Origin of the sequence: Agromyces tardus, assembly GCF_003710805.1 — a bacterium.
Classification (GTDB): domain Bacteria; phylum Actinomycetota; class Actinomycetes; order Actinomycetales; family Microbacteriaceae; genus Agromyces; species Agromyces tardus.
Genome location: NZ_RHHB01000082.1, coordinates 1 through 6,684, shown reverse-complemented (window position 1 = coordinate 6,684; position 6,684 = coordinate 1). Strand labels below are relative to the sequence as shown.

The window sequence follows — 6,684 nt, the reverse complement described above, 5'->3', positions numbered from 1 at the left end:
GCGGCCGCAGGCGTCTGCCCGGCAGCCCCGGCCGAGGCCGCCGCGGCCGCAGGCGCCGGCGCCGCGGCATCCGCCCCGCCCTCGCCCGTGTCGCAGGAGAAGAGCTTCGCACCGACGTTCACCGTCTCGCCCTCGGCCGCGTGCAGCGCCGTGACGGTGCCGGTGAAGGGCGAGGGCAGCTCGACGACGGCCTTGGCGGTCTCGACGTCGGCGATGATCTGGTTGAGCTCGACGTGGTCGCCGACGGCGACGCGCCAGGCGACGATCTCGGACTCGGTGAGTCCCTCGCCGAGGTCGGGCAGTGCGAAGTCGCGGATCATCGCCGTCATCCCTCCACCCCGCTGAGCGAGTTCGGGCGTCCGAGCGCGCGATCCACGCCGTCGAGGATGCGGTCGAGGTCGGGCAGGTGGTGCTGCTCGAGCTTCGCGGGCGGGTACGGGATGTCGTGGCCCGTGACGCGCACGGGCGCGGCCTCGAGGAAGTCGAAGCAGCGCTCGGTGATGCTCGCCGCGATCTCGGCGCCCACGCCGCCCTGCTGGCCCGCCTCGTGCGCGACGACGAGCCTGCCCGTCCGGCGCACCGACGCCTCGATCGTGGCGTAGTCGACGGGGGCGAGCGAGCGCAGGTCGACGACCTCGATCGACACGCCCTCCTCCGCGGCGGCGGTCGCGGCATCCCGCGCCGTCTGCACGAGCGCGCCGTACGTGACGAGCGTGACGTCGCGACCGGATGCCACGGTGGTCGCGACGCCCATCGGGCGCGCGTCGGCGAGGCTCGCGTGCTCGTCGACCTCGCCCTTCACGTGGTAGCGCCGCTTCGGCTCGAAGAAGATCACCGGGTCGTCGCTCGCGATGGCCTGGCGGATCATCACGAACGCGTCGGCGGGGTTGGAGCAGGCCACCACGCGCAGCCCCGCGGTGTGGGTGAAGTACGCCTCGGGCGACTCGGAGTGGTGCTCGGCCGCGCCGATGCCGCCGCCGAAGGGCACGCGGATCGTGATGGGCATCCGCACGGCGCCGCGCGAGCGGTAGTGCAGCTTCGCGACCTGCGCGACGATCTGGTCGAAGCCCGGGTAGATGAACCCGTCGAACTGGATCTCGACGACGGGCCGGAACCCGCGGTACGCGAGCCCGACGGCCGTGCCGACGATGCCCGCCTCGGAGAGCGGCGTGTCGACCACGCGGTGCTCGCCGAACTCGGCCTTGAGGCCGTCGGTGACGCGGAACACGCCGCCGAGCGTGCCGATGTCCTCGCCGAGCAGCACGACCCTGTCGTCGTCGGCGAGGGCGCGGCGCAGGCCCTGGTTGAGGGCCTTGCCGAGGGTGAGGGTCGTCATCGTGCGCCTCCGCGGGGGTCGGATGCCGCGGCGCCCGTGCCGGCGGCGTCCGCGGCTGCGGCCTCCGCGTCGTCGAACATCGCGAGGTAGCGCGCGTAGTGGTCGCGCTGCCGGTCGAGGTGGCTGTTCGGCTCGGCGTAGACGTGATCGAACGCGCTCATGGGCTCGGGGTCGGGGATCGAGACGAGCCCGGCGCGCAGCTCGGCCGCCGCACGGTCGGCCGCCGCCTTCGCGTCGGCATCGAGCGCATCGGCGTCGAGCCCGCGGGCGGCGAGGTGGGCGCGCAGCCGGGTGATGGGGTCGCGCTCGCGCCACGCGGCGAGGTCGTCGTCGGTGCGGTAGCGCTTCGGGTCGTCGGCCGTGGTGTGGGGGCCCATGCGGTACGTGACCGCCTCGATGAAGGCCGGGCCCTCGCCCCGGCGGGCGCGGTCGAGCGCCCAGCGCGTCACGGCGAGCACCGCGAGCACGTCGTTGCCGTCGACGCGGATGCCGGGCATGCCGAAGCCGTCGGCCCGGCGCGCGAGGGGCTGGTGGGATTGGAGGCCCACCGGTTCCGAGATGGCCCAGCCGTTGTTCTGGCAGAAGAACACGACGGGCGCGGCGAAGCTCGCGGCGAACACGAGCGCCTCGTTGACGTCGCCCTCGCTCGTGGCGCCGTCGCCGAAGTAGGCGACCGCGGCGGCGTCGGTACCCTCCCACTTGGCGCCCATCGCCCAGCCGGTGGCGTGCAGCGCCTGCGCGCCGATGATGATCTGCGGCACGGCCATGTTCTTCTCGAACGGGTTCCAGCCGGATGCCGCCGAGCCCCGCCAGACGCTCAGCAGCTCGTCGGGGCGCACCCCGCGCAGCCATGCGACCGCGTGCTCCCGATAGCTCGTGAAGGCGAAGTCGTCGGCGCGCAGCGCGGTGGCCGAACCGATCTGGGCGGCCTCCTGGCCCGCGAGCGGCGGCCAGAGCCCGAGCTCGCCCTGGCGCTGCAGCGCGGTGGCCTCGCTGTCGAGGCGGCGCACCACGACCATGTCGCGGTGCAGGTCCACCAGGGCGTCGTCGTCGACGTCGGCGACCCAGGGGTCGTACTCCGCGCTCGCGTGACGCTCGCCGGTCGGGCCGAGCAGTTGGACGAGGTCGTCGGGGCGTGTGAGCAGCCCGGTCGCCTCTCGGTCGGAAGGGGTCATCGTCGAACCTCCGTGTCGGCGCGCCGCCTTGTGGGCCGCGTCGCGCCCGGCGCCCATGCCGGATACCGCAAGGGTACGTCGATCTGGCAATCGGCTCAAGCAACCGCGAGTCGGTTGAGCATGTTGCCAAACAGTGCGACGAATTGCGGTGCTATCGTGTGGCACTATGAACGGCTACGACCAGGTCGACCGAGCCCTGCTTGCGGCGCTCGCGGCCGACCCCCGGGCGACCGTCGTCGCGCTCGCCGACCGGCTCGGGATGTCGCGCAACACGGTCCAGGCGCGGATGTCGCGCCTCGAGGCATCCGGCGCGTTCCTCTCGTTCGACCGGAGCATCGACCCGGTGCCGCTCGGCTACCCGCTCGAGGCGTTCATCGCGGTGCACGTGCGCCAGAAGCGCCTCACGGAGGTCGTCGAGGAGATCGCGCAGATCCCCGAGGTCATCCAGGCCCACGGCCTGTCGGGGCCCATCGACCTGCTCGTGCGGGTGGTGTGCCGCGACGCGCACGACCTCTTCCGCATCGACGGCGAGATCCTCGCGATCGACGGCGTCGAGCGCACCGAGACCTCGCTCGCGATGGGCGAGCTCATCCCGTTCCGGCTCGGGCCGCTGCTCGGGCGCGACTGAAACGTCGACGGCCGCGGGCTCGCCCGCCCGACTGACCGCCCGACCGGACGACCGACCGCCCGCCCGCCTGACCGCCCGACCGGACGACCGACCGCCCGCCCGACTGACCGCCCGCCCGACCGCCCCGACGACGGATGCCCGCCCCGACGAGTCGGGACGGGCATCCGGTGCAGCGGTGTCGACTAGACGTCGGCGCCCTCGGCGGGGGCGTCGGCGTGCACGCCGGTGGCCTCGCGGCCCTCGGTGTCGGCGTCCTCGGCCAGCACCGGGGCGAGCGAGAGCTTGCCGCGGTCGTCGATCTTGGTGATCTCGACGAGGATCTTCTGGCCGACGCCGAGCACGTCGTCGACGTTCTCGACGCGCTTGCCGCCGGCGAGCTTGCGCACCTCGGAGATGTGCAGCAGGCCGTCCTTGCCGGGCAGCAGCGAGATGAAGGCGCCGAAGGCGGCGATCTTCACGACGGTGCCGAGGAACTGCTCGCCGACCTCGGGGTTGGTCGGGTTGGCGATCGCGTTCACCTGGGCGCGGGCGGCCTCGGCCGAGGGGCCGTCGGTCGCGCCGATGTAGACGGTGCCGTCCTCCTCGATGGAGATGTCGGCGCCGGTCTCGTCCTGGATCGCGTTGATCGTCTTGCCCTTCGGGCCGATCAGCTCGCCGATCTTGTCGACGGGGATCTGGACCGAGATCACGCGGGGCGCGGTCGGTGCCATCTCGTCGGGGCCGTCGATGGCGGCGTTGAGCACGGCGAGGATCGTCGTGCGCGCCTCCTTGGCCTGCGTCAGCGCGCCGGCGAGCACCGAGGCGGGGATGCCGTCGAGCTTCGTGTCGAGCTGGATCGCGGTGACGAACTCGGAGGTGCCGGCGACCTTGAAGTCCATGTCGCCGAGCGCGTCCTCGGCACCGAGGATGTCGGTGAGGGCCGCGTAGCGGGTCTCACCGTCGACGGTGTCGGAGATGAGGCCCATGGCGATGCCCGCGACGGGTGCGCGCAGCGGCACGCCCGCGTTGAGCAGCGACAGGGTCGACGCGCAGACGGAACCCATCGACGTCGAGCCGTTGGAGCCGAGCGCCTCGGACACCTGGCGGATCGCGTAGGGGAACTCCTCGCGAGTCGGCAGCACCGGCATGAGCGCACGCTCGGCGAGGGCGCCGTGGCCGATCTCGCGACGCTTGGGCGAACCCACACGACCCGTCTCACCCGTCGAGTACGGCGGGAAGTTGTAGTTGTGCATGTAGCGCTTCTTGGTGACCGGGCTCAGCGAGTCGATCTGCTGCTCGAGCTTCAGCATGTTCAGCGTGGTGACGCCCAGGATCTGGGTCTCGCCGCGCTGGAAGATGGCGGAGCCGTGGACGCGCGGGATGACCTGCACCTCGGCGTCGAGCGGACGGATGTCGGCGAGGCCGCGACCGTCGATGCGCACGCCGTCGGCGAGGACGCGCGAGCGCACGACGTGCTTGGTGACCGACTTGTAGGCGGCCGACACCTCGGCGTTGGCCGACTCGGGCAGCTCGCCCGCCTCGACCTTCGCGGCGACGGCGTCCTTGACGCGTGCCTTGAGGGCGTCGTCGGCGTCCTGGCGCTCGACCTTGCCGGCGATCTGGTAGATGCCCTTGAGCTCCTCGAGCGCGAGCTCCTCGACGACGGCCTTGGTCTCCGGCTGGTACGGCGGGAACGTCGGGTAGTCGGCGGTGGGCTTGGCCGCGGTCGACGCGACCTGCTGCTGCGCCTCGACGAGCTGCTTGATGAAGGGCTTCGACGCCTCGATTCCCTGCGCGATGACGGCCTCGTCGGGCTTGACGCCGCCGGCCTGGATGAGGTTCCACGCGTTGTCGGTGGCCTCGGCCTCGATCATCATGATCGCGACGTCCTGCGAGCCGTCGGCCTCGGTGACCACGCGACCGGCGACGACCATGCTGAACACGGCCTCCTCGATCTGCGAGTACTTGGGGAAGCCGACCCACTGGCCGTCGATGAGCGCGACGCGCACTCCGCCGACCGGACCCGAGAAGGGCAGGCCGGAGAGCTGCGTCGAGAGCGACGCGGCGTTGATCGCGAGCACGTCGTAGTACTCGTCGGGCTCGATGGCGAGCACGGTGACGACGACCTGCACCTCGTTGCGGAGGCCCTCGACGAACGAGGGGCGCAGGGGGCGGTCGATGAGACGGCAGGTGAGGATCGCCTCGGTCGACGGGCGGCCCTCGCGGCGGAAGAACGAGCCGGGGATGCGTCCCGCGGCGTACATGCGCTCCTCGACATCGATCGTGAGCGGGAAGAAGTCGAAGTGCTCCTTCGGCTGCTTCGACACCGAGGTGGCCGAGAGCAGCATGGTCTCCTCGTCGATGTAGGCGACGGCGGAGCCCTGCGCCTGCTGGGCGAGGCGGCCGGTCTCGAAGCGGATCGTGCGGGTGCCGAACTTTCCGTTGTCGATGACGGTTTCGGCGAACGTGATTTCAGGACCTTCCAAGAGGTCTCTCTCCTTTGTTTCGGCTCGCACGCCCGTATGGCGCGCGAGGTGAACATCGGAGCAGGAACAGGCAGATCTCAGCGCATCGGATGATTCCGCCAGCGCTGGTCACCAGTCGAAGTCCACCAAGCCGTGCTTGGTAAGCCACCACAGGGGACCAGCTCCTGCCGGCCTGCTCCAGGCGCCCGAGCGGGCGCCGGCTCATGTTGAATTGAGCGGATGCCACGCGGGCATCCTTCCCGAGCCTACCAGTCCGGCGTGTCGCGACCTAGCGGGCCGCCGGACGCCGTGCGTCGACCCGCCCCGAGTGGGACACCGTGCGACAGCGTCGCGGCGCCCGTGGCAGACTCGATCGCATGACATCCGACGAGCAGAGCTCCTCCGGCCCCTCCGAGGAGACCAAGCGCAAGTTCCGCGAGGCGCTCGAGCGCAAGAACCAGACGGCGAAGCAGCGGGAAGGCGAGGCCCACCTCGACGGCGGCGGCCAGGCGCAGCACAGCCAGGGTCCCGCCGAGCACAAGCGCGAGTTCCGCCGCAAGAGCGGCTGAGCCCTGTGCGGGCCGACTGAACGCCCGGGCGATCGCCCGGGCGTTCAGTTCGCCGCGGCCGTCGCCGCCGCGAGGTAGCCTCGCCAGCCGCCGAAGCGCGTGATGTCCTCGGCATCGGCCACGGCGATCGCCTCGCACACGAAGCCGTGCAGCTCGCTGCCGTCGACGAGCCGCACGGTGCCGATGCCGAGCGGCGCGCCGATCTCGGCGAGGAACGCCGCGACGGACTCCCCCGGCAGCCGGTACACCTCGACCTCCAGCGCGGCGCCCCCCTCGCCGACGCGCACCAAGCCGGGCTTCGGCGGCACCGTGCCGCTCAGCGCGTAGAGGCGGTACTCGGGCGCGGTCGTCGTGCGGGAGACGAACGTCGCCCCGAGCTCGAGCAGGCGCGGGTGCAGCGGCATGCCCTCGAGGTGCGCGCCCACGACCGCGATCGGCAGGCCGGCGGCATCCGTCGCGCCGGCCGCTGTGCCCGCCCGCGCGCCCACGCCCGAACCGGACGCCGGCGGGACCGGGGCTGCGGGCGCGGCCG

At 72.1% G+C, this 6,684-nt stretch carries 7 protein-coding genes; 2 read left to right on the top strand and 5 right to left on the bottom strand.

What is annotated here, in order from left to right:
- From EDM22_RS19115 to pdhA, 3 genes are all read right to left on the bottom strand, one after another.
- The coding region (locus EDM22_RS19115) for a biotin/lipoyl-containing protein (protein WP_342768535.1) at nucleotides 1-329 on the bottom strand (329 nt) is incomplete at its 3' end.
- Nucleotides 326-1,336 (bottom strand): alpha-ketoacid dehydrogenase subunit beta, encoded by a 1,011-nt coding sequence (locus tag EDM22_RS19110; RefSeq protein ID WP_122938681.1) that lies wholly within the window; start codon nucleotides 1,334-1,336, stop codon nucleotides 326-328. The genes EDM22_RS19115 and EDM22_RS19110, both read right to left, overlap by 4 nt.
- A complete protein-coding gene (pdhA, locus tag EDM22_RS19105) occupies nucleotides 1,333-2,511 on the bottom strand; it encodes a pyruvate dehydrogenase (acetyl-transferring) E1 component subunit alpha (RefSeq protein WP_122938682.1) in 1,179 nt (392 codons plus the stop codon). The genes EDM22_RS19110 and pdhA overlap by 4 nt, the downstream gene beginning before the upstream one ends.
- A gap of 166 nt (nucleotides 2,512-2,677) precedes the next feature.
- Here pdhA and EDM22_RS19100 point away from each other — a divergent pair, with 166 nt between their 5' ends.
- The gene (locus EDM22_RS19100; protein ID WP_122938680.1) at nucleotides 2,678-3,139 is read left to right on the top strand and encodes an Lrp/AsnC family transcriptional regulator; all 462 of its coding nucleotides are present in this window, start codon (nucleotides 2,678-2,680) and stop codon (nucleotides 3,137-3,139) included.
- Between the two features lie 182 nt (nucleotides 3,140-3,321).
- On the opposite strand, the gene EDM22_RS19090 is transcribed toward EDM22_RS19100, so the two are convergent.
- Nucleotides 3,322-5,604 (bottom strand): polyribonucleotide nucleotidyltransferase, encoded by a 2,283-nt coding sequence (locus EDM22_RS19090; RefSeq protein WP_122938679.1) that lies wholly within the window; start codon nucleotides 5,602-5,604, stop codon nucleotides 3,322-3,324.
- Between the two features lie 356 nt (nucleotides 5,605-5,960).
- Here EDM22_RS19090 and EDM22_RS19085 point away from each other — a divergent pair, with 356 nt between their 5' ends.
- A complete protein-coding gene (locus EDM22_RS19085) occupies nucleotides 5,961-6,152 on the top strand; it encodes a DUF5302 domain-containing protein (protein ID WP_122938678.1) in 192 nt (63 codons plus the stop codon).
- Between the two features lie 44 nt (nucleotides 6,153-6,196).
- Here the strand turns inward: EDM22_RS19085 and EDM22_RS19080 are convergent.
- A partial coding sequence (locus EDM22_RS19080) for an allophanate hydrolase-related protein (protein ID WP_425455163.1) occupies nucleotides 6,197-6,684 on the bottom strand: 488 nt, incomplete at its 5' end.